We start from the raw sequence: 25,601 nt of genomic DNA on the forward strand, positions 1-25,601 counted from the left end.
CCGGACGAAGGCCTGAGCGCGATTTCACGCGCGAGGGCTGGCCTCGATCCGGTCTCAATCCGGTTTGACGAAGCGCGCCACGGCGGCGATCAGCTCGCGCGGCCGCTCGCGGTGCGGCACGTGGCCGCAGTCCTCCAGTTCCAGCAGCACCGTGCCCGGCACCTGCCGCGCCACGCTGCGGATCTGCTCCAGCGTGCCGTAGTCGTCGCGTTCGCCCTGCACCGCGAGCAGCGGGCAGCGGATCGCCGCGACCTCGTCGACGATGGACCAGCCGTGGAAACGTTCGTCCAGCCAGACGCCGTTCCAGCCCCAGAAGGCCGAGTCGGGGTCGTCGTGCCAGCGTGCCAGCCGGGCGCGCAGGTCGCCTTCGACGTAGGCCCGGCGGGCGGCGCGCAGGCCGGCGAGCGTGAGGTCTTCGACCCACAGGTGCGGCGCGACGATCACCGCACCGGCGGCGACGCCGGGGAAGGCCGCGGCGTGCAGCAGCGCGATCGTCGCGCCGTCGCTGTGGCCGAAGAGCCAGAGCGGCTCGCGCGCCGGGTCGAGGCCACGTTCGGCGAGCAGCGCCGGCAGCAGGTCCTGCGCCTGGCGGTGCAGATAACTCGCGTCCCAGTGTTCGTCGGCCGCGCGCGGCGTCGAGCGGCCGTAGCCGGGGCGCGAATAGACCAGCCCGCGCCAGCCGAGCGCGGCGCAGAGCCGGTCGGGGAAGTCGCGCCAGGCCGCCGCCGAACCCAGGCCCTCGTGCAGGAAGACCATGCACGGCGTGCCCGGCGGCGCGTCGCGGCCGATCTCGCGCCACTCGATGCGCACGCGGCGGCCGTCGAACGGCAGCTCGCTGAACGAGGTTCCCTCACGCATCGCGCGACCTTAACGCCGTGGGCCGGCTTGGACCTTTCGCGTCCGGGGCCTTGGCGCCGGCTTTTGGCATCGACGGCGCACCCGGCCCAGAATGACTTCGCTGCCTGACGGTTCCGGACGTCGGGTGGTCAGGAAGATCGAGTTACGGGGCCCTCGCGGCCCCGTTTTTTTGCCCTCAGCGAATGCGCAGCCGCGGCGCCGCGCCGGCGGTCGGCACGACGCGGCCGACCACCGCGGCGTCGCCGAAGCCGTGCTCGCGGAAGATCGCCAGCACCGCGTCCAGCGCCTCGGGCGCGCAGGCGGCGAGCAGGCCGCCGCTGGTCTGCGGGTCGGTCAGCAGCGCGCGGTCTTCGGCGGCGAAACCCTCGGGCAGTTCGACTTCGGCGCCGTAGCTGGCCCAGTTGCGGCCCGACGCGCCGGTGACGAAACCCTGGCCGGCGAGCGCACGCACGCCCGGCAGCAGCGGCACCGAGGCCCAGTCGAGCTCGACGTCGTGGCCCGAGCCGCGTGCCATCTCCAGCGCGTGGCCGGCGAGCGCGAAGCCGGTGACGTCGGTCAGCGCGTGCACCGCGTCCAGCGCCGCGAGGTCGGGCCCCGGCGTGTTGAGTTTCGTCGTCGTCGCGATCATGCGGTCGTAGCCCTCGGCGCCGAGCGCACCCTTCTTCAGCGCCGCCGACATCACGCCGACACCCAGCGGCTTGCCCAGCACCAGCAGGTCGCCGGGCTTCGCGCCGGCGTTGCGGCGCACCCGCTGCGGGTGCACCAGGCCCAGCGCCACGAGGCCGTAGATCGCCTCGACCGAGTCGATCGAATGGCCGCCGGCGATCGGGATGCCGGCGGCCCGGCAGACCGAGGCGCCGCCTTCGAGCACCCGCCCGATGGTCTCGGTGGACAGCACCGCGATCGGCATGCCGACCAGCGCCAGCGCCAGGATCGGCTTGCCACCCATCGCGTAGACGTCGGACAGCGCGTTGGTCGCGGCGATGCGGCCGAAGTCGAAGGGGTCGTCGACGATCGGCATGAAGAAGTCGGTCGTCGCGACCAGCGCCTGCTCGTCGTTGAGCTGGTAGACCGCGGCGTCGTCGCTGGTCTCGATGCCGACCAGCAACTCGGGCGGCACCGGCATCGCCGACGCGCCGCGCAGGATCTCGGTCAGCACGCCCGGGGCGATCTTGCAGCCGCAGCCGCCGCCGTGCGACAGCGAGGTCAGACGGGGCTCTGCAGGGGCGGGGGCGGTGGTCATCGGCGGCTTTCGCAAAGATGGATCGGCCGCGAGCATAGTCCCGCCCGGGAAACCGAGCGCCTGCGCGGGCCGGGCCGAACTTCCATAATCGCGCCCCCCATCGACCCAGGGAGAACCGATGTTCCACCGCCTGATGTCGCGCGCGCTGCGCGCCGCTGTCGTCGCCGCCGCCTTCACCGCCGTCGGCGCCCAGGCGCAGCAGGTGCTGCGCGTCACCGCGATCCCCGACGAGTCGCCGACCGAACTGGCGCGCAAGGCCGCGCCGCTGGTCAAGTACCTCGAGTCCAAGCTCGCGATGAAGGTCGAGTACACGCCGGTGACCGACTACGCCGCGGCCGTCGAGACCCTGGTCACGCGCAAGATCGACCTCGCCTGGTTCGGCGGCTTCACCTTCGTGCAGGCCAACATCCGCTCCGGCGGCCAGGTGATCCCGCTGGTGCAGCGCGAGGAGGACCAGAAGTTCCGCTCGGTCTTCGTCACCGCCGACCCGGCGGTGCGCTCGCTGGCCGACATCAAGGGCCGCGACTTCAGCTTCGGCTCGCAGAGCTCGACCTCGGGCCACTTGATGCCGCGCAGCTTCCTGATGGCCGCCGGGCTGGAACCCGACCGCGACTTCCGCCGTGTCGCCTACAGCGGCGCGCACGACGCCACGGTGGCCGCGGTCGCCGCCGGCAAGGTGGCCGCCGGGGCGCTGAACATCTCGGTCTGGGACAAGCTCGTCGCCGAGGGCAAGGTCGACACGCAGCGCGTGCGCGTCTTCTACACGACGCCCGCGTACTACGACTACAACTGGACCGTGCACGCCCAGATGCCGGCGCCGCTGCGCGAGAAGCTCAAGGCCGCCTTCCTGGCGCTGTCGCGCGACACCGCCGAAGGCCGCGAGGTGCTGGAACTGCAGCGCGCGACGCGTTTCGTGCCGACCAGCCCGGACAACTACAAGGGCATCGAAGCCGCGGCACGCGCCGCCGGCCTGATCTGAGCGCGGCCGCGATGCGCATCGCGCTGGCCGCCGCCGTCGGCCGCCACCCGGCGGCCCGCGCCGACGCGCCGGCGGCCATCGACGGCCTGACGCTGGACATCGCGCCTGGCGAGGCGGTGGCCGTCATCGGCCCGTCGGGCGCCGGCAAGACGACGCTGCTGCAGCTCATCGCCGCGGCGCTGCGGCCCTCGGCCGGGCAGGTCGTGCTCGACGGCACCGACCCGTGGACGCTGCCGCGCGCGGCGCTGCAGCGGCTGCGCGGCCGGCTGTTCCTGGCGCCGCAGACGCCGCCGCTGCCGCCGCGCCAGCGTGTCGTCACCGCGGTGACGGCCGGCCGGCTGCCGGCGATGGGCTTCTGGCAGAGCCTGGCGGCGCTGGTGCACGCCCAGGACATCGGCGCGGCCGAAGCCGCGCTGGCGCGTTTCGACCTCGCCGACAAGCTCTTCGAGCGTGTCGACCGCCTGTCCGGCGGCGAGCGCCAGCGTGTCGGCCTGGCGCGTGCGCTGCTGTCGCCGGCGACGCTGTGGCTGGTCGACGAGCCGCTGTCGGCGCTGGACCCGGCGCGTGCCGCCCAGGCGCTGGCCGCCTTGCGCGACGAGGCCGCGGCGCGTGGCGTGACGCTGGTCGCGTCGCTGCACCAGGTCGACGCGGCGCTGGCCTCGTTCCCGCGTGTCATCGGCCTGCGCGACGGCCGCCTGGCCTTCGACCTGCCGGCCGCCGAGGTCACGCCGGCGCGTCTGCAGGCCTTGTACGCGGCGCGCGAAGACTTCGCTCCGGCGCTGGAAGACCAGCCGGCCGAACGCGCGCTGGTCGCCGGCCGATGCTGAACCCGGCGCGCCGCGACCCGGCCTGGGCCGGCCGGGTCTTCTGGACCGGCGCCGTGCTGGTGCTGCTGTGGCCGCTGGTCGTGGCCACCGAGTTCCGGCCGCAGCGGCTGTTCGAGCCCGAGACGCTGGCCGTCACCGGGCGTTTCCTCGCCGCCTTCTTCCCGCCGGCGCTCGCGCCCGAGTTCCTGGCGCTGGTCGCGAAAGCGACCTGGCGCACGGTGGCGATCGCCACCGCCGGCATCACGCTGGCGCTGCTGATCGCGGTGCCGGGTGCGCTGCTGACGGCGCGCGTGCTGTCGCTCTCGGCGCTGGCCGGGCCGATGGCGGCCGTGCCGCTGGTCGTGCGCCAGGCGGTGCGCGCGCTGCTCGTCGTGCTGCGCAGCGTGCCCGAACTCGTCTGGGCGCTGGTCTTCGTGCGTGTCGTCGGCCTGGGGCCGACCTCGGGCGTGCTGGCGATCGCGCTGACCTACGGCGGCATGCTCGGCAAGGTCTACGCCGAGATCCTGGACAGCGGCGAAGCGGCGCCGGCGCAGGCGCTGCTGCGCCAGGGCGCGGGCCGGCTGCAGGCCTTCTTCTGGGGGCTGCTGCCGCAGAACGCGCACGAGCTGGCCTCGTACACCGTCTACCGCTGGGAGTGCGCGATCCGCTCGTCGGTGGTGCTCGGTTTCGTCGGTGCCGGCGGCCTGGGCCAGGAGCTGGACGGCTCGCTGAAGATGTTCGCCGGCGCCGAGGTGGCGACGGTGCTGATCGTCTTCGTCGCGCTGGTGGCACTGGCCGACCGCGCCAGCGCGACGATCCGCAAGGTGCTCGGATGAACCCGCGCCGCCCTCCGCGCACCGACGTGCGCACGCGTGTGCTGCTGGCTGCGCTGGCGGTGCTGATCGTCGCCAGCTTCGTTTCGCTGGACCTGCAGTGGCGCGCCTTCTTCTCGTCCGAGGCGCTGGCCTCGATGGCGCGTTTCGTCGCCGAGTTCTTCCCGCCGGCGCACGACCCGGTGTTCGTCGCCAAGGTCGTGCGCGGTGCCGGCGAGACGCTGGCGATGTCGCTGCTGGGCACCGCGCTGGCGGCCGTCGGCGGGCTGCTGCTGGCGCTGCCGCGCCGCGGCCGGTGGCTGGCGCGCTGGCTGATGAACGCGCTGCGTGCGGTGCCCGAACTCGTCTGGGCGGCGCTGCTGCTGGTCGCCGCCGGCCTGGGGCCGATGACCGGCACGCTGGCGCTGGCGCTGCACACCACCGGCGTGCTCGGCCGGCTGTTCGGCGAGGCCATCGAGAACGCGCCGCCCGGCCCGGCCGAGGCGCTGCGCGCGCAGGGTGTCGAGGGCTGGCGCGTCGCCGCCTGGGCGACGCTGCCGCAGGTGCTGCCGCAACTCGTCAGCTACACGCTGTACCGCTGGGAGAACAACATCCGCGCCGCCGCGGTGCTGGGTGTCGTCGGCGCCGGCGGGCTGGGGCAGATGCTGGCCTTCCACCTCGGCCTGTTCCAGATGGGCCGCACGGCGACGGTGCTGCTGGCGATGATCGTGCTGGTGCTGGCGGTCGACGCGGCCAGCGTCTTCGTGCGCCGGATGCTGATGCGCTGAGCAGAACGGCACGCCGGCCGCCCGCGAGCACGGGGGCCGGGCCGCGCAGGGCGCGTGCCAGAATCGTCGCCGACATGAAGATCCTGCTCACCGGTGCCGCCGGTTTCATCGGCATGACGACGGCGCTGCGGCTGCTCGCGCGCGGCGACGAGGTGGTCGGTCTCGACAACCTCAACGACTACTACGACGTCCGGCTCAAGCTCGACCGCCTGGCGCGGCTCGAGCCGCACCCGGGCTTCCGCTTCGTCAAGCTCGACGTCGCCGACCGCGCCGGCATGGACGCGCTGTTCGCCGCCGAACGTTTCGACCGCGTCATCCACCTCGCCGCGCAGGCCGGCGTGCGCTACTCGCTGCAGAACCCGCACGCCTACGTCGACAGCAACCTCGTCGGCTTCATCAACATCCTCGAGGGCTGCCGCCACGCGCGGGTGCAGCACCTCGTCTACGCGTCCAGCTCCAGCGTCTACGGCGGCAACACGAAGATGCCGTTCGCCGAGCACGACAGCGTCGACCACCCGGTCAGCCTGTACGCCGCGACGAAGAAGGCCAACGAACTGATGGCGCACACCTACAGCCATCTCTACGGCCTGCCGACGACGGGGCTGCGCTTCTTCACCGTCTACGGCCCCTGGGGCCGGCCGGACATGGCGCTGTTCCTGTTCACCAAGGCGATCCTCGAAGGCCGGCCGATCGACGTCTTCAACCACGGCCGCATGAAGCGCGACTTCACCTACGTGGACGACATCGTCGAAGGCGTGATCCGGGTGCTCGACCGCACGGCCGAGCCCGACCCGGCCTACCGTCCCGAGGCGCCCGACGCCGGCACCAGCAACGTGCCCTACCGCGTCTTCAACATCGGCAACCACGCGCCGGTGGAGCTGATGGAGTTCATCGGCCACGTCGAGGCCGCGCTCGGCCGCGAGGCACAGAAGAACCTGCTGCCGATGCAGGACGGCGACGTGCCGGCGACCTACGCCGACGTCGACGCGCTGAGTGCCTGGACCGGTTTCGCGCCGGCCACCGACCTGCGCACCGGCATCGGCCGCTTCGTCGACTGGTACCGCGGCTACTACCGCGTCTGATCAGCGCGGCAGCGCCGTGGCCGTCGGCTCCGGCGGAGCGGCCTGCTGCAGCAGCTCGTGCACGTGGCGCACGGGGATCGCGTAGCTGATGCCCGACGGGTACTGGATCGCGTTCTCGCGCGTGCCGCGCACCAGCACCATGTTGACGACGGCGACGACCTCGCCGGTCTCGGCGTCCAGCACCGGGCCGCCGCTGTTGCCGGGGTAGGCGGTGGCGTCGAGCTGGAAGATGTCGAAGCTGCCCTCGCGCAGCTTCTGCAGCGCCCGCGGGTCGAGCTGGCGCGAGTTCGCCGCCGGCAGCGCGATCGAGGTCACCGCCGAGACGATGCCGCGGTGCGTCACCGGCGAGTAGCCCAGCGCGCCGGCGATCGGGAAGCCCATCAGCGCGATCGACATGCCTTCGCGCGCAGCGTCGGCGTCGGCCAGCGGCAGCGGCGGCAGCGACGGGCCCTCGATCTTCAGCAGCACCAGGTCGTGCGAGCGGTCGGAGCCGGCCAGGCGCGCCGAGCGCGCTTCCGACACCTTGCCGTTGCGCGCCACCAGCACCGACAGCCGCGACAGCTGCTCGACCTCGTTGGCCGGCGGCAGCACGTGCTGGTTGGTGATGACGTAGCTGCCGTCGAGCACGGCGAAGCCGCTGCCGCGGAACGAGAAGCGCGGGTTGTCCAGCGGGTTGAAGGTGCCGACGGCGACGACCCCGGGCTTGGCCGCGGCGATGACGTCGGGCAGGCCGGCCCAGGCCGGCAAGGTCAGCGACAGCAGCGAAGCCGCCAGCCAGGCGCGGCGCCGGGGGCCGGTGCCGTGGCCGGCGCCGGGACGGGCATCGATCGGGGAGGTGGGGGCGGGGATCAGCGTCGGGAACGGGGCGCGCACGGTAGGGCCAGCATAGCACCCGCAGGTGGTGCGTCCGGCCCCCCGCTCAGGCTGCCCGGCGGCCGTCGGGCTGCGGCCGGGCCGCCGGCTCTGCCGGGTCGGGCGCGAGGTCGGCGTGCGTCGTGCCGGTCTCCAGCAGGCGCACGCAGCGCATCCAGGCCGGGTCCGGCGCCTCGACGCGGAAGCCGTGGTAGTGGCCGGTGGCCGTCGGCACGCGCCGCACGACCTCGGTCAGCACCGTGGATTCGACGCCTTCGCCGAGCTGCACCTTGGCCCAGCCGCGTGCGCCCAGCGGCAGGTCGTTCGCGCCGTGGGCCTGGAAGCCCTGCTGCGACAGCTCCACCACCTCCAGCGCCTGCGGGCGGTCTTCCAGCGTCAGCACCGCCGGGCACTTCAGCGAGTAGCGCGGGTGGCGGCGCAGCGCGGCGCCACCGGCCTGGTGGCCGTAAGGCAGCGGCGGCAGCACCGCGGCGTACTCGGGGCTGTCGTAGATGCTGTGCAGCAGCCCCAGCCGGCGAGTGTCGAGCTGGGCGAAGCAGTCGGTGCGCTGGGTGAAGAAGTAGTCCAGCAGCGCCGGCGTCATCACCGGGTCGTTGGTCGTGAAGTAGCGGCGTTCGGGCAGCTTGGCGTTGGGCAGGCGCGAGGTGATGAAGTAGCGGTACAGGTCCTTGCGCGGCGGGCGGCCGTCGTAGCCTTCCTTCAGCAGCGTCGGGGCCTCGTGCAGGTCCAGCGTCGCGCCGACCGCCGGCGCGCCGTTGGCGAAGTCGTAGTGGTCGACCTCGGAGGCCTGCAGGCGGCGGAAGAACAGCAGCGACTCGTAGAGCTCGATCTTCGCCGGGTTGACGGCAATGACCAGGTGCCGGGTGTCGAAGTAGTGCACGCAGTAGTCGTGCATGAACTTCATCAGCGGGAACAGGATCCTGCCGCCGGTGGAGCGGAACTTCGGGTGCACCGCCAGCGCCGAGATCTCGGCGATGCGCCCCGGCTGGGCGCGCACCGCGGTCAGGTCGAACACCGACTGCAGCGGGAAGCCGAAAACGCCTTCGCGGATCATCGACAGCGTGCCGACGACCTCGCCGTCCCAGAACGCGGCGATCGTCGTCGTCGTCGGCAGCGCGTGGTATGGCGTGACGCGCAGGCCCGACGGGTGCGGCTTCATGAAGCCGCTGGCGACGTAGGCGTCGTGCAGCAGCCGGAAGCAGGCCTCGAGATCCTGGCGGCTGTCGACGATGCGGATCTCCAGCCGGCCGTCCGGGGCCGGCTCGCAGTCGACCATGCGGCGGAAGATCGCGTGCCGGGCGGAGTCGGGCAGCATCCCCATCGCGGAACGCAGACCGGCGTGGACGTTCTTTCGCAGGGTGCTCATGGCTCAGGTTACGGCGTGCGGCGCGGCAGGTTGAGGATCTGCAACACCTTGTCGCAATTGAGTGCCTGGCGGACCGGTGAGAACCAGTACACGGACGGCTTCATCCACGGGGTGCCGACCACCGATTCAAGGGCCCGTTGCAAGGTGTGTCGGCGCCGGGTCGCGGTCTACACTGCGTGCACCGGACCCGCTCCAGAGCTTGTCGCCTGCGCCGAATCCGAGGGAGCCGTGATGAACGACACCGAACGACCCATCGAACCCCAAGAACCGGATCACGCCGAGGGCACTCCGTCTGGCGGCTTCTCCCCGCGTCGCCGGCGCTTGCTGAGGGTCGCCGGCGGTGCCGCGCCGGCCTCGCTGCTGCTGGTCGGCCGCCCGGTGCACGCCACGACCCTCAGCTGCCTGTCGACCTCGGCCTGGGGCTCGATGATGGTCAACCCGTCGGCCAGCGTCACGACGCGCGCGATCGCCAACGGCACCAAGATCCAGGCCTGGTCGCTGGACCAGTGGTGCCGCAATCTCGAGCAGGTCGGCATCGGCCGGCCGTGGGACAAGCTGTGTGGGAGTCTCGACAGCAAGAAGTTCGGCAGCAACTTCGACGGCTGGAAGAGAACCGTGCTGGTCAGCCACTTTGACGTGCCCCGGCCGAGCGGTCTTCACACCAAGGATGTGCTGCTGTTCGATTTGCTCAACAAGATCAACAACTGCGCGGGGCTTGACGATTTCCCGCGCCACATGGTCGTGGCCTGCCTGAACCAGCGGCTGCTGCAGGGCAAGGGCGTGGACATCGACCCGACGCGCTGCGTGCCGCTGCTGGACGTCAACCAGATGGCCTCCGGCAGCTACACGCTGCCCTCGGGCAAGTACTGGGGCCGTGCCGAGATCCTCGACTACGTGAAGAACAACAACGTCTCGCGCCCGATCTGATGGCGTGACCGCGGCGACCTGGTCCCTCACGCACGAGGCGGCGATCCACGTCCGGTCCTGGGACGACTCGGCCTGCGCGATCGCCTTCGACGAACGCAGCGGCGACACCTTCACGCTCGGCGCGCTGGCGCTGGAGTTGATGGCGATGCTGCACGAGCACGGTGCGCAGTCCGAGCCGGCGCTGGCCGCAGCACTCGCCGCGGAGCTGGGCACCGAGCTGCCCGCCGACATGGCCGGCGCCATCGGCACCGAACTCGAACAGCTGCGGACATGGGGCCTCGTCGCGCGCCTGGACTCTTGAAGATCTCCGACCTCGATCGTGCGGCGCTGCGCGCGCGGCTCCGCGGCGCCGGCCTGCGGCTGGACCTGCACCCCTTCAGCGCCTGCGTGCGTTCCGAGCTGCCGGCGCTGGCCGACGCCGTGGCGCTGCTCTACGCCGACTTCCCGCTCGCCGCCGAGGACGGCTTCGCCGACTTCCATCTCGAGATCCGCGCCGAGCCGCGCTGGCTGCCGTTCGGCCGCTGGCGCGCGCGTTTCCTCTACGACGGGCTGCCGGCCTTCGTCAGCCTGCCCCGGCGCCAGGCGCCGACGATGCTCGAATGGGGCCTCAACTGGTGCGTGGCCTCGCACGCCCACCAGTTCCTGGTCTGCCATGCCGCGGTGCTCGAGCGCGACGGCCGCGCGCTCGTGCTGCCGGCGCCGCCGGGCTCGGGCAAGAGCACGCTGACCGCGGTGCTGGCCCATCGCGGCTGGCGTCTGCTGTCCGACGAGCTCGCGCTGCTGGACCCGGCCACCGGCCTGGTGCACGGCATGGCGCGTGCCGTCAACCTGAAGAACGCCTCGATCGACCTGGTCACCGGTTTCGTGCCCGAGGCCGTGATGTCGCCGCCGGTGCCGGACACGCTGAAGGGCACGGTGGCGCTGATGCGCCCGCCGGCCGAGGCCGTGCGCCGCCGCGCCGAGCCGGCACGGCCGGCCTGGGTGGTGCTGCCGCGCTGGCAGGCCGGAGCCCGCGCCGGCTTCGAGCGGCTCGACCGCGCGCAGGCGGCGCTGCTGCTGGCCGAGCAGTCCTTCAACTACCACGTGCTCGGGCGGCGGGGTTTCGACACGCTGACCACGCTGGTCGGCGCCGTCGACTGCCTGAGCTTCCGCTACGGCACGCTCGACGAGCTCGAGCCGGCCTTCGAGGCGCTGGCCGCCGGCCGGCCGCCGGGAGACGCGCATGGCGCCTAGCCTGCTCGTGCGTGTGCTGCGGGAGCCGGCACGCGCTGCCGCGCTGGCGCCGGCCGGCTGGGACCTGCTGGTGCGCCAGGCGCGCCGCGCCAACCTGATCGCCCGGCTGCACGACGCGCTGGCCGAGGCCGGCGTCCAGGCGCCGCCGCCGGCGCAGGCCCATCTGGCGGCCGCGCGCCAGATCGCCGACGCCCAGCGCCAGCGCATGCGCTGGGAGCTGGCCTGCATTGCCGAGGCCCTGGCCGGGGTCACGCCGCACTGCGTCGTGCTCAAGGGCGGCGCCTACCTGGCGCTGGACCTGCCGCTGGCGCGCTCGCGGCTGTACGGCGACCTCGACATCCTCGTGCCGCGTGCGGCGCTGGCCGACGTCGAGAGCGCGCTGCTGATCCACGGCTGGATCGTCGAAGGCCTGTCGGCCTACGACGAGCAGTACTACCGCCGCTGGATGCACGAGTTGCCGCCGATGCGCCACCGCAGCCGCGAGACGGCGCTCGACGTGCACCACACGCTGCTGCCGCTGACCTCGCGCACCGCGCTGGACACGCCGGCGCTGTTCGAGGACCTGCGCCCGCTGGCCGCCTGGCCCGGCCTGTCGACGCTGGCGCCGGCCGACCTGCTGCTGCACAGCGCAACCCACCTGTTCCACGAAGGCGAGTTCGCCCACGGGCTGCGCGACCTGTTCGACCTGGACGCGCTGGTGCGCCACTTCGGCGGCGAGGCCGCCTACTGGGACCGCGTCGTCGAACGCGCCGGCCGGCTGGGGCTGCGGCGCTCGCTGCACTATGCGCTGCGCCACAGCGCGCGTGCGCTCGGCACGCCGGTGCCGCCGGAGGTCCAGCGTGAACTGCAGCGCGCGGCGCCGCCGTGGCCGCTGCCGGCGCTGCTCGACGCCTGTTACGCGCGGGCGCTGCAGCCGCAGCACCCGAGTTGCGAGACGCCGGGGGCGCCGCCGGCGCGGCTGGCGCTGTACCTGCGTTCGCACTGGCTGCGCATGCCGCTGCCGCTGCTCGCCCGCCACCTCGCGCGCAAGGCCTGGCGCCGGTTCAGCGGCGCCGAGCGCCGCGAGCAGGAGGCCGCGCAGCGCCAGCAGGCCTGACCCGGCAGGCCCGACGGCGCGGCCCGGTCTTCAGCTCGCCTTCTTCAGCAGCTCGGCGACCTCGGCCTGGCCGTCGAAGCCCGGGCCGAGCTTGGCCAGCTTGTCGAGCTCGGCGCGCGCGCCGGTCTTGTCGCCCGACTGCAGCATCAGCTTGGCCAGCGTCAGCCGCAGCGACGGCGAGTCGGGCGACCGCTGCACGGTCTCCTTCTGCAACTGCAGCGCGCGCGGCAGCTGGCCTTCGGCGGCCGCGGCCAGCGCCAGCGTGTCGCGCAGCGCCGGCTGGCCCGGGGCCAGCGTGTTCGCCTTCTCGGCCAGCGCCAGCGCGCCGGGCTTGTGCTGCTGCAGCATCAGCCAGGCGACGTTGTTCAGCGCCATCGGGTTGGACGGCTGGCGCTGCAGCACGTCGCGGTAACGCGCCTCGGCGGCGGCCCAGTCCTTCGTGGCCAGCGCCAGGTCACCGAGGTGGAAGCGGAACGCGATGTCGTCCGGGTGCTGCTTCTGCCAGCTGGCGGCGAAGCGCTCGGCCTCGTCGCCTTGCCCGGCGGCGCGCAGCGTCGCGTGCAGCCGGATCGCCGACTCGGCGCCCGGCGCCTTCTGCACGGCGCTGCGGATCAGCGCGAGCGCCGCCTCGGGCTTGCGCCGCGCGGTCTCGACGTCGGCCTCGGCGAGATAACCGATGGCCTCGCCGGGGCGCTGCTTCTGGATCTCGCGCGCCAGCGCCACGGCCTCGGCATAACGCCCGCTGCCGGCGTACAGGCCGAGCAGCGCGCGCTGGGCGGGCAGCAGGCGCGGCGCGAGTTCCAGCGCGGCCTTGAGGCTGCGCTCGGCGCCGGCCTCGTCCTTCAGGCCCAGATAGGCGTCGGCCTGGCCGAGCAGCCCGGCCGGCGAGCGCGGCTGCAGCTGGGCGAGCTTCTGGAAGCTCGTCAGCGCCTGCTGGTAGTCGCGGTTGGCCAGCTCGCTGCGGGCCAGCGCGGCGAGCAGCTCGCGGCTGGACGGCAGCGCCGCCACGGCCTCGCGGGCCGCCGACAGCGCCCCGCGGGTGTCGCGCCGGGCGAGGCGGTCGTCGATCAGCCGCAGCCGCGGCAGCGCCTCGTTGGGCGCGGCCTTCACCGCGGCCGCGTACTGGGTGCTGGCGGCGTCGGCGCCGCCGCCGGTGCGCTCGTGCCACTCGGCCAGCGCCAGCATCGCGCGCCAGTTCTTCGGGTCGCGCGCCAACTCGTCGTCGAAACGCTTGCGCGCCGCGTCGGCCTTGCCCTCGGCCAGGTCGAGCGCGGCCAGGCTGGCGACGGCCGGGAAGTAGGAGGCGTCGCGTTCGAGCGCGCGCCCGAACGCGGCACGTGCGCCGGCGCGGTCGTTGCCGAGCAGCAGCACGCGGCCGCGCATCAGCTCGGGCGTCGGGTCCTGGGGCCGCTTGGCGTCCAGGCCGTCGATGGCCTTCAGCGCCTTGGCGCGGTCGCCCTGGCGCAGGTACGAGGCGATCAGCGCCATGTCGGCGCCGACCCCCGACTCGTGCGCCGCCAGCGTCTCCAGCTCACCCAGGCCGGCGCTGGTGTCGCCGCGCCCGATCTTGCCGAGCGCGACCGCGGTGCGCGCGCGCGGGTTCTGCGGCGCGACCTTGGCCGCCTGCGCGAACACCGCCTCGGCCTGGCGCGCCTCGCCGATCTGCAGGTACGCCTGGCCGGCCAGCAGCAGCGTCTCGGCGCGTGCCTTGCCGCTGTCGAGTTCGGGCTGCAGCAGCGCCAGCGTCTTGTCGGCCTGGCCGGTGCGCAAATAGGTCTCGGCGAGCAGGCGGGTGGCCAGCGGCATGCCGGGCTGCAGCTTCACGGCCTGGGCCAGCAGGGTCTCGGCCTGGGGCAGGGCGCGCAGCTGGTATTCGGCGGCGCCGGCCAGCTGCAGCACGAGGGGGTTGTTCGGTGCGGCCTGCACCAGCGGCTGCGTCAGCCGCCGCACGCCTTCGAAGTCGCTGCGCAGGTAGGCGGTCTGGGCCTGCAGCAGACGCGTGCCGGCCAGGTCGGGCAGTTTCTTGGCGAGCTGCTGGACATGGGCCTCGGCGCCTGCCACGTCGCCGGCGGCGACGAGCAGCGCGACGAGCGACTGGTGCGCCGTCATCTGCCGCGGGTCGGCCTCGACGGCCTTGCGGTAGGCCGCCAGCGCGGCGTCGCGGTCCTGGCGTCCGTACTGCTCGAGCTGGCCCTTCAGCAGCCAGGCCTCGGCGTTGCGGGCGTCGGCGCCGGTCAGCTCGTCGGTCAGGCGCAGGGCGCCGTCGAGGTCGGCCCGGGCGGCCAGTTGCCGCGCCTTCAGCAGCTTGGCCGGCGCGTAGCCCGGCTGGGCCTGCAGCGCGGCCTCGACCGCCTGTTCGGCCTTGGGCGTCTGGTCGAGCCGCAGATAGGCCATCGCCAGCGTCGTCGACAGGTCGGCGTCGGCCTCGGGCTGGCCCAGGCGCGTCGCGCCCCAGGTCTGCACGACGCGGCGCTCGTCGCCGGCGGCCAGCGTGGCGCGTGCCAGCGCCGGCACGACCCGCGCCTCGGGCAGCTTGAGCATCTCGGCCTTGCGCAGCTCGACGACGGCGCCGGCGGCGTCGCCCATGGCCAGCAGCGTCGTGCCCAGCAGCAGCCGGGCCTCGGCGAGGTCGGGGTTCTTCTGCAGCGCCGACTTCAGCGAGATGGTCGCCGACTTGCTGTCGTTCTGCGCCAGCGACTGCTTCGCGGTGGCGAGCAGCTCTTCTTCGGACGGGCCGCCGCAGGCGGCGAGCAGCGCCGCGACGGTGATCGCGACGGCGGTCAGGGAGTGTTTCATCACAGGGTCTTGAGGAGGCGGGTCACTTCGTCTTGGCCGCGGAAGGACGGGCCGAGCTTGGCGAGCGATTCGAGTTCGGCCCGGGCCGCCGCCTTGTCGCCGTTGGCCATCAGCAGGCGGGCCAGGCCGAGGCGGTAGTTCGGCACCTCGGGGGCCTTGGCGACGGCTTCACGCTGCGTCTGCACGGCGCGCGGCAGCTGCTTGTCGGCGGCCAGCGCGCCGGCCAGCGTGTCCAGCACCGACGCGTTGCCCGGGGCCAGCTGCAGCGCCCGTTCGGCGACGGCCACCGCGCCGGGCTTGCCCTGGCGGACCATCAGCCAGGCGACGTTGTTGTGCGCCACGGCGTCGTTGGGCCGCAGCGCGATGACCTTGCGAAAGCGCGCCTCGGCCTGGGCGAACTGCCCCCGGTCGAGCGCCGCGCCGCCCAGGTGGTTCTGGAAGTCGGCGTCCTTCGGATGCTCGGTCTCCCAGGCGGCGGCAAAACGTTCGGCCTCGGCCTGGCGCCCGGCCAGGCTCAGCAGCGCATGCTGCCGCACCGCCACCGCAGTGGCGGGCTGGCGCTGCAGCGCGACGCGCGTCGCCGCCAGCGCCGCCGGCCATTGCTTCTGCGCCGACAGCACCTCGGATTCGAGCAGCGGGCCGGCGGCCTCGCGCGGGCGCTGCCGGCCGACCTCGCGTGCGACCTGCAGCGCCTCGTCGTAGTGCTGGCTCGCCAGCGCGACCTGCACCAGGCGCTGCTGCGCCGGCAGGTGCTCGGGTGCGGCCTTCAGGGCCCGGCGCAGCGCCTGCATCGCGGCGTCCGGGTTCTTCATCGCCACGTAGGTGTCGGCCATGCGCATCTGCGGCCCCGGCAGCTCGGGCTGGGCCGCGGCGACCTTGCCGAAGGTGGCCAGGGCTTGTTGCGTGTCGCCCACCGCGAGCTGCGCCACGCCCAGCGCGTCGAGCAGGCGCACGTCGTCGGGCACCGCGGCGACGGCCTCGTTGGCAGCGGTCAGCGCCGCCTTGTGATCGCCCAGGCCGAGGAAGTGCTCGACCAGCACCAGCCGCGGCGCGGCCTCGCCGGGGTTGGCCTTGACGGCGGCGGCGAGCAGGCCGCCGACCTCGGCGGCACCGGCGCCGGTGCGCTGCTTCAGGTCGGCGATCGCCAGCAGTGCGCGGTAGTCGCGCGGGTCCTGCTCCCGCAGCGCCTCGAAGCGCTTGATCGCCTCCTGCGGCTTGTTCTCGGCGAAGTCGATGGCCGCCAGCCCGGCCACGGCCGGGAAGTAGGCCGGGTCCAGCTCGGCCGCCCGGGTGTAGGCCGCGCGGGCGCCGGGCGCGTCGCCGCGCTGGCCCAGGATGCGGCCGCGCAGCAGGTGCGGCAGCGGCTGGCCCTGCATCTTCTTCTCGAGCCGGCCGGTCGCCGCCAGCGCGGCGTCGACCTGGCCGACGCGCAGCCGGGCGCTGATCAGCGCCAGGTCGGCGTAGTTGCCGGGGTCCTGCGTGGCGATGTGCTCGAGCTGCGCGAAGCCGTCGTCGGTCTGGCCCTTGGCGATCTGCGTCAGCGCCAGCGCGGTCGAGACCTTCGGGTCGCGCGGGTCGATCGCCGCCGCGCGCTTGAAGTAGCGCTCCGCGGTCGCCATGTCGCCGCTCTGCAGGTAGGCCTCGGCCGCTGCCGCCAGCGACGGGGCGTCCGGCCGCGGCCCTTCCAGCACCGGCTTGATCGCCTGCAGCGCCTTGGCCGGCTGGCCGGCGCGCAGATGGGTCTGGGCCAGCAGCCGGCGCGCCGTGCCCAGCCGCGGCTCCTGCTGGATCGCGCGGTTGAGGAAGGACTCCGCGAGCAGCAGCCGGCCTTCGCGGAACTCGATCGCGCCGGCCAGCTGCAGCAGGCGCACGCTGGTCGGCGCCAGCTTCAGCAACTGCTGCACGCCGTCGCGCGCGCGCTTGACGTCGCCGTCGAGCAGCGCGACCTGGGCGTCGTAGTAGCGCGTGTCGGGATGCTGCGGCAGCACCTTCTTCATCGCCGCGACCATCGCGCGCAGGCCCTCGACGTCGCTGCGCTCCAGCAGCAGCGGCACCAGCGCGGCGTAGGCCGGCAGGTGGCGCGGCTCGGCCTCCAGCGCCGAGCGGAAGGCGGCCATCGCGCCGTCGTTGTCGCCGAGGCTCCAGCGCAGCACGTTGCCCTTGAGCAGCCAGGCGTTGGCGTTGCCCGGCGCGTCCGCCAGGATGCCGTCGACGCGCTCCAGCGTCTGCCGCGGCGACTCGGTGCGCGTCAGCAGGCGCGCCTCCTGCAGCCGGGCGGTGATGTTCTTCGGGTCCAGCCGGAGCGCCTGGTCGACGGCCGCCTGGCTGCGGTCGGAGTCGCCGAGCGCGGCGTGGGCCAGCGCCACCTGGGCCCGCAGTTCGGCGCCGGCGACACGGTCGCCGAGCTCGAAGCGGCCGTACAGGTCGGCGACCTGCTTGGCCTCGCCGCGTGCGACCATCGCCTTGGCCAGCAGCGGCAGCACCGCGTTGTCGTCCCAGCGCAGGTCGTGCGCCTTGCCGAGCTCGATCTGCGCGGCGGCCATGTCGCCGCTCTCGAACAGCGTGCGCCCAAGCAGGAAGCGGGCCTCGGCCGACTGCGGGTTGCCCTGCAGCGCGGACTTCAGCTCGATGATCGCCGCCGGGCGGTCGTTGTTCTGCAGGTGCCCCTTGGCCGACGCGATCAGCTCCGTGTCGGACTTGGCGCCGCAGCCGACGAGGCCGGCGAGGGCGACGGAGATCGCCGCGGCGATGCCCAGGCGCTGAAGTGTCGAACTCACGTGGTCTCCCTTCGTCGGCCGGGCGCTCATTTGATCGCCAGGCGGTGCATCAGGTCGTAGAGCGTCGGCCGGCTGATGCCCAGCAGCTCGGAGGCCTTGACGATGTTGTTGTTGGTGCGCGCCAGCGCGGCGATCACCGTCTGGCGCTCGGCAGCCTCGCGCGCGGCGCGCAGGTCGAACTCGGTGCCGGCCGCCGCGGCGCCCTCGCGCTCGGGGACCTTCAGGCCCATGTCCTGGGCGGTGACGCGCGTGCCGTCGGCCATGATCGAGGCCCGCTTGACGACGTTGATCAGCTCGCGCACGTTGCCCGGCCAGGCGTGGGCCTCGATGGCCTGCAGCGCGTCCTCGCTGAAGACCAGCGAGCCGCGACGCTGCTCCTGCGCGAAGCGGCGCAGGAAGGCGTGCGCCAGCAGCACCGCGTCGCCCTGGCGCGAGCGCAGCGGCGGGATCTTCACCTCGATCTCGGCGAGGCGGTAGTACAGGTCCTCGCGGAAACGGCCTTCGGCGATCAGCGCCTGCAGGTCCTGGTGTGTCGCGCCGACGACGCGCACGTCGACCGGGATCTCCTGACGCGCACCCAGGCGCTCGATCTTGCGCTCCTGCAGGAAACGCAGCAGCTTGGCCTGCAGCGATGCCGGCAGGTCGCCGATCTCGTCGAGCATCAGCGTGCCGCCGTGGGCGGTCTCGATCTTGCCCGGCGTCGTCTTCGCGGCGCCGGTGAACGCACCCTTCTCGTAGCCGAAGAGCTCGCTCTCGAGCAGGTTCTCGGGGATCGCCGCGCAGTTGATGGCGACGAAGCGCCCGCTGCGGCGCGAGGCCTGGTGCAGGCCCTGCGCCAGCACCTCCTTGCCGGTGCCGCTCTCGCCGAGCAGCAGCACCGTCGCGTCGCTGGAGGCCACACGCTCGACCATGCGCGAGATGCGCAGCATCTCCGGGTCGCGTGTCATCAGCCCGGACAGCGCGTCGGGCTGCTGCAGCGCCTGCAGCCGGCGGTTCTCGGCCTGCAGCTCGGCCAGGCGCATCGCGCGTTCGATCGTCAGCCCCAGCACCTCGGGGTCGAAGGGCTTGGCGAGGAAGTCGTAGGCGCCCAGGGCCACGGCGCGCAGCGCGTTGGCCTGGTCGTTCTGGCCGGTCAGCACGATGACCTTGACGTGCGGGTCCAGGTCCAGCAGCTGCTCGAGCAGCCTGAAGCCCTCGGAGACCGAGTCGGGGTCGGGCGGCAGGCCGAGGTCCATCGTGACGACGGTGGGCTGCACGCGGCGGTATTGCAGGATCGCGGCTTCGCGGTCGGCGGCGGTGGCGCAGTCGTAGCGGTCGAGCGACCACTTGATCTGCTTCTGCAGCGCGAGATCGTCCTCGACGATCAGCACGCGACCGGCGGTGTCGGGGTTCAGGCTCATGCGGACATCCGGAGGTCTGAGGAGGCGTGGGTCTCGAACAGCGGCATCAGCAGCGTGATCACGGTGCCTTCGCCGACGCGGCTGGCGACGTCGACGCTGCCGCCGAGCTCGCGCAGGTACTGGAAGCTCTCGTAGGAGCCGATGCCCATGCCGCTGGTCTTGGTGCTGCTGAACGGGCGGAAGAGCTTGTTGCGCACGAAGTCCTCGCTCATGCCGATGCCGGTGTCGCCGACCTCGACCTTGACTTGGCCGCCGTGGCGCGCGCAGCGCACCCAGACGCGGCCTTCGGGCGGCGTCGCGTCCAGCGCGTTCTGCACCAGGTGGCCGAGCACACGCTCGAGGCGGTCCTCGTGGCCGCGCGTGGCCAGGCCCGGCGTGCAGTCGGTCTCGACGCGGCGGCCGGCGCTGCGTGCGCCCGAGGCGATGCGCTCGACGACGGCCGCCAGCTCGACACCGCGCGCGCCGCCCGGCGGCGTCGCGCCTTCGCGCAGCTGCAGCATCAGGCGGCGCATCTTCTCGAGCGAGCTTTCCACCGTCATCAGCATGTCCTGCTGGAACTCCGGGTTGGCGTGCAGTCGCTGGGCATTCTTCATCATCAGCGACAGCTGGGTGACGATGTTCTTCAGGTCGTGCACGACGAAGGCCGACATGCGGTTGAAGGCCTCGAACTTGCGCGCCTCCAGCAGCGCCTCGGTGGCCTGCATCTGCGCCAGGATGCCGGCGGCCTGGCGCGCGGCGGTCTTCAGCAGGTCGCGCACCTCCCAGTTCAGCTCCAGCCGCGTGCGCGGCCGGCCCAGCGTGACGAAGCCCAGCAGCTCGCCGGCCACCGGCAGCGGCACCACCAGCCAGGTGTCGCCGCCGTCGCGCAGCCAGGCCGGCAGCGCCAGGCTGCCGTAGCGGCGTGGCGCGTCGCGGAACTCGTCGAGGTCGATCACCCAGCCGGGTTCGCCGAGAAAGGCGACCAGCGGCGCGTCGGCGGCCTCGGCGGCGTCGACCTCGGCGGTGTTCCAGCGTGCCGCCTGGCGGTAGGCGCCGTCGGCGCCGCCGCGCAGCCACAGGCTGCCCGAGGGCGACTCGACCATGTTCGCCAGGCCGCGCACGACCAGGCCGCCGATCTCCTGCGGCGAGCCGCGCGACGACAGCATCGCGGTGAAGCGCAGCCACTCCTCGCGGTAGTCGTAGCGGTAGCTGAAGAAGTGCTTGCCGACGAAGACGCGAAGCCGCGCGCGGGCCGTGCCCGACAGCACCATCATCGCCAGCATCAGCACGCCGGCCGCGCCGAGCACGATCTGCAGCCCGCGGCCCCAGTCGCCGCCGAAGTCGCGCACCCAGTAGCCAACGCCGGCCATGACGAGCAGGTAGCCGCCCACCAGGATCAGCGTCGCCGAGTAGAAGGCCGCCGAACGCGAGACCTGCAGCCGGCGGATCCAGTCGCGGCGGCGGTGCGCGGCCACCAGCAGCCCGGGCATCGACAGCGCCACGACCAGCCCGCGCACGCCCAGCGCGTCGGCGTCCGGGCGGCCGAACAGCAGGCCCTCGGCGTAGACGTAGAGGTCGAAGGCGAACAGCAGCGCCAGCCCCAGGCACACCGGCTTGGCGTTCCAGCGCGAGTCGTCGGGCAGGTTGCGGAACAGCTGCTCCACCAGCACCAGGCCGACGACGGCGATCAGCAGCCAGCCGCCGAACATCAGCCGGGCGAGCGCGGCGGGCTCGCGCGCCAGGCCGACGCCGACCAGGCCGCACAGCGTCACCACCACCGCGACGGCGGCCGCCGTGCGCAGCGGGCGCAGCACGGGGTCGGCCTCGTCGCCGCGGCCGGGGGCCAGCAGCGCGAGCATGAAACGCAGCCACAGCCCCAGGCGCAGCAGGTCCAGCAGCGCGGCCGTGTAGGCCGCCGTCAGGCTGGGCGCGCCGGCCTGCCACAGCGAGGCCAGCGCCCAGGCGACGGTGGCGCCGAGCGCAGCCAGGAACAGCGTGGCGTTGGCGTCGCGGTCGCGGCGCCATTCGGGCGCACGCAGCAGCATCGCGACGAAGCCGGCATACGCCAGCGCCGCGAGGGCGAAACCGAGCAGGGCGAGATCGGCCTCGGGGCGTTCCATGGTTCAGGCGTTGGCCGGCGCGTCCGCTCCGTGGAAGGGAGCGGAAGATTCTAGGTGGCCGGCCGGCGGCTCAGCGCGCCCCCTTGCCCGTCAGCACCACGCCGACCGTCTCGAACAGCACGACGAGGTCGAGGAACAGCGAGTGGTTCTTCACGTAGTAGAGGTCGTACTGCAGCTTCTGCTGCGAGTCCTCGACCGTGGAGCCGTACTGGTAGCGCACCTGGGCCCAGCCGGTGACCCCCGGCTTGACGCTGTGGCGCACCGCGAAGAACGGGATCTCGCGCGTCAGCTGCTCGACGAAGAACGGGCGTTCGGGGCGCGGGCCGACCAGGCTCATCTCGCCCTTGAGCACGTTGAACAGCTGCGGCAGCTCGTCGATGCGCAGCAGCCGGATGACGTGGCCGACACGCGTGACGCGGTCGTCCTGCGCCGTGGCCCAGCGCGGCTTGCCGTCCTTCTCGGCGTCGGTGCGCATGCTGCGGAACTTGGTCACCATGAAGCTCGCGCCGCCCAGGCCGACGCGCTCCTGGCTGTAGAACACCGGGCCGCGGCTGTCGATCTTGATCGCCAGCGCGGTGAGCAGCATCACCGGCGCCGACAGCACGATCAGCAGCGTGCTGAACAGGATGTCGAAGACACGCTTGATCGCGGTGCGCACGGCGCCCTGGTTGAAGCCCTCGCCGAAGATCAGCCAGCCGGCGTTGACGAAGTCGACGCGGATCTGGCCGAGCCGCTTCTCGAAGTGCGTGGACAGGTCGTAGACCTTGACGCCGATGAGCTTGCAGTCGAGCAGCTGGCGCAGCGGCATGCTGCCGGAGCGGCGTTCGGTCAGCGCGACGACGATCTCGTCGACGCCCAGCTGTTCGGCCAGCGCCGGCAGCGCGAGGTCCGAATGCAGGATCTGGCCCTCGGGCACCGCCGTCTCGCGCTCGTTCGGGCCGGGCAGGAAGCCGACGATCTCGACACACGGGTCCGAGGCGAGCAGCGTCTGGCCGACGATCTGCGCCGCCGGGCCGGCGCCGAAGACCATCACCCGCACCCGGTCGCGGTCGCGTGCGCCCCAGTGGGTCACGTAGACGCGCCGCGCGACGACGGCGGCCACGCCGGCCATCGCCGCGATCTGGACGACGTGGCGCTCCGGCGCGGCGGCCGGCAGCAGGCCGAAGCCGAGATAGGCCAGCGGCAGCACGATGACGAGCATCGCCACGGCGCGGGCGCAGCTCTGCACCGGCGTCAGGTTGGGGCCGCGCTGGTAGATGCCGGTGGCTGCGCTGATGACCACCATGCCGGCGGCCAGCGACAGCACGTGCGGGCCGGCGACCGTCAGCAGGTCGGGTGCGTGGCCGAAGGGCACGAAGAACACCGCGACGAGCATCAGCACCAGCAGGGCGCAGTCCGAGGAGATCTGCAGCAGCGTCTGGCGGTGCACGTAGTGGTTGAAGATGCGGATCATGGTCGCTACCGGGTGAGCTTCCGTGGCGATGGCCGCTGGGACCAGCAGGCGGTGGAGAGCCTGGAGGTGATCGTCCCCGGCCGTTTGATGCTTGTTGCAAGCAGGCGTGACCTGCTTTCAGGCACTGTAGGGAAGGCCCCCGGGCAGCGGCACCCCCGGCTCACGGGATCGGGGCGCTTAGCGCGCTGAAGCCGCAAAGAATGCGACTTGCGTCATGAAAACGCGAGGCTGTGGCGCCTCGGCATGGCGCCAGTTGCCGCTTCAGTGGCTGGGGCCGCCCGGCGCCGCGGCGCAGGCGTCCGGTCTGGCTCGCCGGGCCCGGGCCCGTGGCCGCGGGTCCGGGGACGACGGCACCCCCACGATCGTGGTCGCCGTCACCTCGTGTATCCGGGCGTGTCGGTGCGACGCACCAAAAGAAACGGGGGGCCGAAGCCCCCCGATGCGTGCCGGCGGCAGGTCTCAGCCGCGGCGACGGCGCGAGGCCGCGAAGCCGGCGGTGCCGAGAGCCAGGCCGACCAGGGCCAGCGTGCCCGGTTCCGGAACGTCGCCGGTGACCGCCGAGTTGAAGTCGGTCTGGGCGATGAAGTCGGGGCCGAGCGGACGGCCGTTGTCGTCGTTGCCGCCGTTCACGGCGCCGACCACCGGGGTGTAACCGCCCGAGCCACCGTTGGCGGCGTAGGTGCCGTTCACGTGCACGTTGTCGCAGGTCGACACGTGACCGGTGCTTCCGACCGCCGCGCCGTTCTGCGTCGTGTTGAAGCAGTCCGACGGGTTGACCGAGGTGTACGGCAGGCCGATCGAGATGTTCGCGAAATTGATCGTGAACCCGGTCAGCGTCGTCAGGAAGAAGGTCGGGTCAAGCGTGATGCCGGTGGTGCCCGCGCGCAGCGCGCCCTGCGAACCCACGCCCGTCACCGTTTGCTGCGTCCCGTACTGGTTGCCGTCGAAGCCATCCAGCAGGGCAATGCCCGAAGTTGTGTCGATGGTGAATTGGCCGAGCGCGTTGACCGTCACGCCCGTCAGCTTGCCGATCAGGCGGCCGTCGTTGAAGCCGTTGCCGGTCAGGTCCGTGGCGTTGGTGCCGCTCGGCGCGCTGTAGTAGATCTCCAGCCAGCCTGCGCCGGTGGTGCGGAACGTCGCCGAATCAGTGCCAACGCCCGTGACCCGCTCGGTGTACCCGGCGACCAGCGTGATCTCGCCGAAGCCCGGGGGCAGCGTGCCCGAGCTGCCGCCGTTGGCCAGCGTGTAGCCGGTCAGCTTGGCGTGCGTGTAGACCTGGAACTCCGTCGACCCGCCGTTCTGGGTGGCGAAGTTGACGATGGCGTTGTTCGCGCCCTGGGCCAGGAAGCTGGTCTGCGACCAGTCCAGCGCCGTGACTTCGACCGGGGCCAGGCCACCGGCGCCGTCCAGGTCGAGAACGAGGCCGGCGTGGGCGGGGCCGGCGAGGGCGAAGGCACTACCGATCAGTGCACCCAGGATGCTCTTGCGCATTCGGACTCCTCTCAGGATTCGTTGCTGTACTGGGCACGTGCCCGCTGAGCCAACAAAGCAACGGCTGTGCCACTTTCTCCAAGTGGCTGTCATGAAAGGGAAAAGTGGCATTTCACGGCCTCTGCCCGGTGGCCTGTGTAAGGCTTTCCGACAGGGCTGGAGACGGCCTGCCGGGGCCGGAGGCCGGGCTCAGCCGCCCGACACCAGCAGCCGCCCGGCCACCCGCAGCGCGTTGGCCGCGATCGTCAGGCTCGGGTTGGTGCCGCCGCTGGACGGGAAGAAGGAGCTGTCGACGACGTAGACGTTGTCGAGCTCGTGGACCCGGTTGTCGCGGTCGAGCACGCTGTGCCGCGGGTCGTCGCCGAAGCGGCAGGTGCCGCAGACGTGGGCGATGCGCTGGTTGTTCGCCACCTGGTCCAGGCGGCGCCAGCGCCGGCCCTGCAGCGTGCGCCGCAGGTGCGCGCGCAGCGTTCTCATGCGCTCGTGGGCCTCGGGGCGCAGCCGGTACTCCAGCAGCACGCGCTGCGGCCCGTCCGGGTGGCAGGCGACGCGGTTGTCGGCGTAGGGCAGGTCCTCGGCGATCGTCGCCAGCGTCATCCAGCCTTCGCTGAGGTCGCGCAGCAGCGGCAGCATCAGCGGCCGCGCCAGCTCCAGCAGCCCGGCCGCGGCGGCCCAGGGCGTGGCGCGCAGGTCCGAGGCCAGCGAGCCCAGCAGCATCGGCGCCGGGGGCAGGCGGCCGAAGGACTGCAGCGTGCCGAGCTTGGCGCCGCCGTCGACGTAGAAGTCGTTGCAGGCCAGTTCCTTGCGCCGGTTGTCGAAGGGCTCGTCCGCCGCCCGCGGGCGCACCAGGTAGACGTCGATCAGGTGGCGCATCAGGCAGCGCCCGAGCAGCCCCGACCCGTTGCCCAGCCCGGCGCCGCCGGCCGAGCGCAGCAGGATCAGCGGCGACTGCAGCGCCCCGGCGGCCAGGATCACGCGCCGGCCGCGCAGCGTCAGCGGGCGGCCGCGCCAGGTGCAGCGCAGGCCGCCGGCGCGGCGCCCGTCGGCCAGCAGCTCCAGCACCCGGCAGCCGGCGAGCAGCGTCGCGCCGTGATCGCGCACGGCCGGCACGAGGCAGGCGCTCTCGGCGTCACGCTTGCAGCCGTGTCGGCAGAGAAAGCTCTGGCAGGACCCGCAGCCCGGCTGGTACTCGCAGGCGCTGGGCAGGCGGTACGGATGCAGGCCGCGCGCGCGCAGGAAGTCGGCGAACTCGCTGCCGGCCGCCGACAGCGGCGGCGGCGCCGGCAGCCGCGGCGCGTGCGCGGCCAGCGGGTCGGCGTCGCCGCGCACCCCGTACAGCGTCTCGGCCTGCTCGTAGAACGGCAGCAGCTCGGCGTGCGACACCGGCCAGCGTTCGACGACCGCGGCGTCGACGGCGCCGGCGGCGAAGCGGCCGGGCTCGAAATCCTCCGGCGTGAAGCGCTCCATCGCCATGCCGTACAGCGCGCTCGAGCCGCCCGGCCCGTGGCCGATGAACGGCGTG

General features: G+C 72.9%; 20 protein-coding genes. 9 read left to right on the forward strand and 11 right to left on the reverse strand.

All coding sequences use genetic code 11. The features are described 5' to 3' along the window. Positions 1 to 54 precede the first annotated feature (54 nt). Positions 55 to 858 (reverse strand): alpha/beta fold hydrolase, encoded by an 804-nt coding sequence (locus RBXJA2T_RS10460; RefSeq protein WP_009857332.1) that lies wholly within the window; start codon positions 856 to 858, stop codon positions 55 to 57. 175 nt (positions 859 to 1,033) lie between these two features. Continuing rightward, entirely contained in the window at positions 1,034 to 2,101 is a 1,068-nt protein-coding gene (selD, locus tag RBXJA2T_RS10465; RefSeq protein WP_009857333.1) for a selenide, water dikinase SelD, read from the reverse strand. A 133-nt stretch (positions 2,102 to 2,234) separates the two neighbouring features. On the opposite strand from selD, the gene RBXJA2T_RS10470 reads away from it, so the two are divergent. The 5 genes from RBXJA2T_RS10470 to RBXJA2T_RS10490 all read left to right on the forward strand — a co-directional run bounded on the left by RBXJA2T_RS10470 (position 2,235) and on the right by RBXJA2T_RS10490 (position 6,568). Further along, positions 2,235 to 3,080 (forward strand): putative selenate ABC transporter substrate-binding protein, encoded by an 846-nt coding sequence (locus RBXJA2T_RS10470; RefSeq protein WP_439126483.1) that lies wholly within the window; start codon positions 2,235 to 2,237, stop codon positions 3,078 to 3,080. A gap of 11 nt (positions 3,081 to 3,091) precedes the next feature. Then, positions 3,092 to 3,907 (forward strand): phosphonate ABC transporter ATP-binding protein, encoded by an 816-nt coding sequence (locus RBXJA2T_RS10475; protein ID WP_009857335.1) that lies wholly within the window; start codon positions 3,092 to 3,094, stop codon positions 3,905 to 3,907. Next, positions 3,901 to 4,722 (forward strand): PhnE/PtxC family ABC transporter permease, encoded by an 822-nt coding sequence (locus RBXJA2T_RS10480; protein WP_009857336.1) that lies wholly within the window; start codon positions 3,901 to 3,903, stop codon positions 4,720 to 4,722. Before RBXJA2T_RS10475 ends, RBXJA2T_RS10480 begins: the two co-directional genes overlap by 7 nt. After that, positions 4,719 to 5,486, forward strand: a complete 768-nt coding sequence (phnE, locus tag RBXJA2T_RS10485; RefSeq protein ID WP_009857337.1) for a phosphonate ABC transporter, permease protein PhnE — start codon at positions 4,719 to 4,721, stop codon at positions 5,484 to 5,486. The genes RBXJA2T_RS10480 and phnE overlap by 4 nt, the downstream gene beginning before the upstream one ends. A 74-nt stretch (positions 5,487 to 5,560) precedes the next feature. Next, on the forward strand, positions 5,561 to 6,568 hold the full coding sequence (locus RBXJA2T_RS10490) for an NAD-dependent epimerase (protein ID WP_009857338.1): 1,008 nt from the start codon (positions 5,561 to 5,563) through the stop codon (positions 6,566 to 6,568). Here RBXJA2T_RS10490 and RBXJA2T_RS10495 read toward each other — a convergent pair whose 3' ends face one another. Together RBXJA2T_RS10495 and RBXJA2T_RS10500 are read right to left on the reverse strand one after the other, a co-directional pair. Next, positions 6,569 to 7,441 (reverse strand): S1C family serine protease, encoded by an 873-nt coding sequence (locus RBXJA2T_RS10495; RefSeq protein ID WP_009857339.1) that lies wholly within the window; start codon positions 7,439 to 7,441, stop codon positions 6,569 to 6,571. It abuts the gene before it with no gap. A gap of 46 nt (positions 7,442 to 7,487) precedes the next feature. Beyond that, the gene (locus RBXJA2T_RS10500) at positions 7,488 to 8,807 is read right to left on the reverse strand and encodes a PilZ domain-containing protein (protein WP_009857340.1); all 1,320 of its coding nucleotides are present in this window, start codon (positions 8,805 to 8,807) and stop codon (positions 7,488 to 7,490) included. Between the two features lie 321 nt (positions 8,808 to 9,128). On the opposite strand from RBXJA2T_RS10500, the gene RBXJA2T_RS10505 reads away from it, so the two are divergent. From RBXJA2T_RS10505 to RBXJA2T_RS10520, 4 genes are read left to right on the forward strand one after another with little or no spacing between them, the layout of a single operon-like run. Further along, positions 9,129 to 9,734, forward strand: coding sequence for a hypothetical protein (locus tag RBXJA2T_RS10505; protein WP_009857342.1), 606 nt, complete (start codon positions 9,129 to 9,131; stop codon positions 9,732 to 9,734). Positions 9,735 to 9,738: 4 nt separating this feature from the next. Then, complete coding sequence (locus tag RBXJA2T_RS10510) at positions 9,739 to 10,035, forward strand: HPr-rel-A system PqqD family peptide chaperone (RefSeq protein ID WP_009857343.1); 297 nt, start codon at positions 9,739 to 9,741, stop codon at positions 10,033 to 10,035. After that, positions 10,032 to 10,967, forward strand: a complete 936-nt coding sequence (locus RBXJA2T_RS10515; RefSeq protein ID WP_009857344.1) for an HprK-related kinase A — start codon at positions 10,032 to 10,034, stop codon at positions 10,965 to 10,967. The genes RBXJA2T_RS10510 and RBXJA2T_RS10515 overlap by 4 nt, the downstream gene beginning before the upstream one ends. Continuing rightward, positions 10,957 to 12,063: a nucleotidyltransferase domain-containing protein gene (locus RBXJA2T_RS10520; RefSeq protein WP_009857345.1), complete on the forward strand. Its 1,107-nt coding sequence runs from the start codon at positions 10,957 to 10,959 to the stop codon at positions 12,061 to 12,063. The genes RBXJA2T_RS10515 and RBXJA2T_RS10520 overlap by 11 nt, the downstream gene beginning before the upstream one ends. A gap of 30 nt (positions 12,064 to 12,093) precedes the next feature. On the opposite strand, the gene prsT (RBXJA2T_RS10525) is transcribed toward RBXJA2T_RS10520, so the two are convergent. The 7 genes from prsT (RBXJA2T_RS10525) to RBXJA2T_RS10555 form a co-directional block, all read right to left on the reverse strand. Beyond that, positions 12,094 to 14,859, reverse strand: a complete 2,766-nt coding sequence (gene prsT / locus RBXJA2T_RS10525; protein ID WP_009857346.1) for an XrtA/PEP-CTERM system TPR-repeat protein PrsT — start codon at positions 14,857 to 14,859, stop codon at positions 12,094 to 12,096. Next, on the reverse strand, positions 14,859 to 17,636 hold the full coding sequence (gene prsT, locus RBXJA2T_RS10530) for an XrtA/PEP-CTERM system TPR-repeat protein PrsT (protein ID WP_009857347.1): 2,778 nt from the start codon (positions 17,634 to 17,636) through the stop codon (positions 14,859 to 14,861). The genes prsT (RBXJA2T_RS10525) and prsT (RBXJA2T_RS10530) overlap by 1 nt, the downstream gene beginning before the upstream one ends. A gap of 26 nt (positions 17,637 to 17,662) precedes the next feature. Further along, positions 17,663 to 19,036: a PEP-CTERM-box response regulator transcription factor gene (prsR, locus tag RBXJA2T_RS10535; protein WP_009857348.1), complete on the reverse strand. Its 1,374-nt coding sequence runs from the start codon at positions 19,034 to 19,036 to the stop codon at positions 17,663 to 17,665. Beyond that, complete coding sequence (gene prsK, locus RBXJA2T_RS10540) at positions 19,033 to 21,135, reverse strand: XrtA/PEP-CTERM system histidine kinase PrsK (RefSeq protein ID WP_009857349.1); 2,103 nt, start codon at positions 21,133 to 21,135, stop codon at positions 19,033 to 19,035. The genes prsR and prsK overlap by 4 nt, the downstream gene beginning before the upstream one ends. Before the next feature lie 70 nt (positions 21,136 to 21,205). Beyond that, positions 21,206 to 22,588, reverse strand: coding sequence for a TIGR03013 family XrtA/PEP-CTERM system glycosyltransferase (locus RBXJA2T_RS10545; RefSeq protein WP_009857350.1), 1,383 nt, complete (start codon positions 22,586 to 22,588; stop codon positions 21,206 to 21,208). A 459-nt stretch (positions 22,589 to 23,047) separates the two neighbouring features. Continuing rightward, positions 23,048 to 24,079: a PEP-CTERM sorting domain-containing protein gene (locus RBXJA2T_RS10550; protein WP_009857351.1), complete on the reverse strand. Its 1,032-nt coding sequence runs from the start codon at positions 24,077 to 24,079 to the stop codon at positions 23,048 to 23,050. Between the two features lie 189 nt (positions 24,080 to 24,268). Further along, on the reverse strand, positions 24,269 to 25,601 hold a 1,333-nt coding region (locus RBXJA2T_RS10555), incomplete at its 5' end, for a GMC oxidoreductase (RefSeq protein ID WP_009857352.1).

The organism is Rubrivivax benzoatilyticus JA2 = ATCC BAA-35 (genome assembly GCF_000190375.1).
GTDB classification, from domain to species: Bacteria; Pseudomonadota; Gammaproteobacteria; order Burkholderiales; family Burkholderiaceae_C; genus Rubrivivax; species Rubrivivax benzoatilyticus.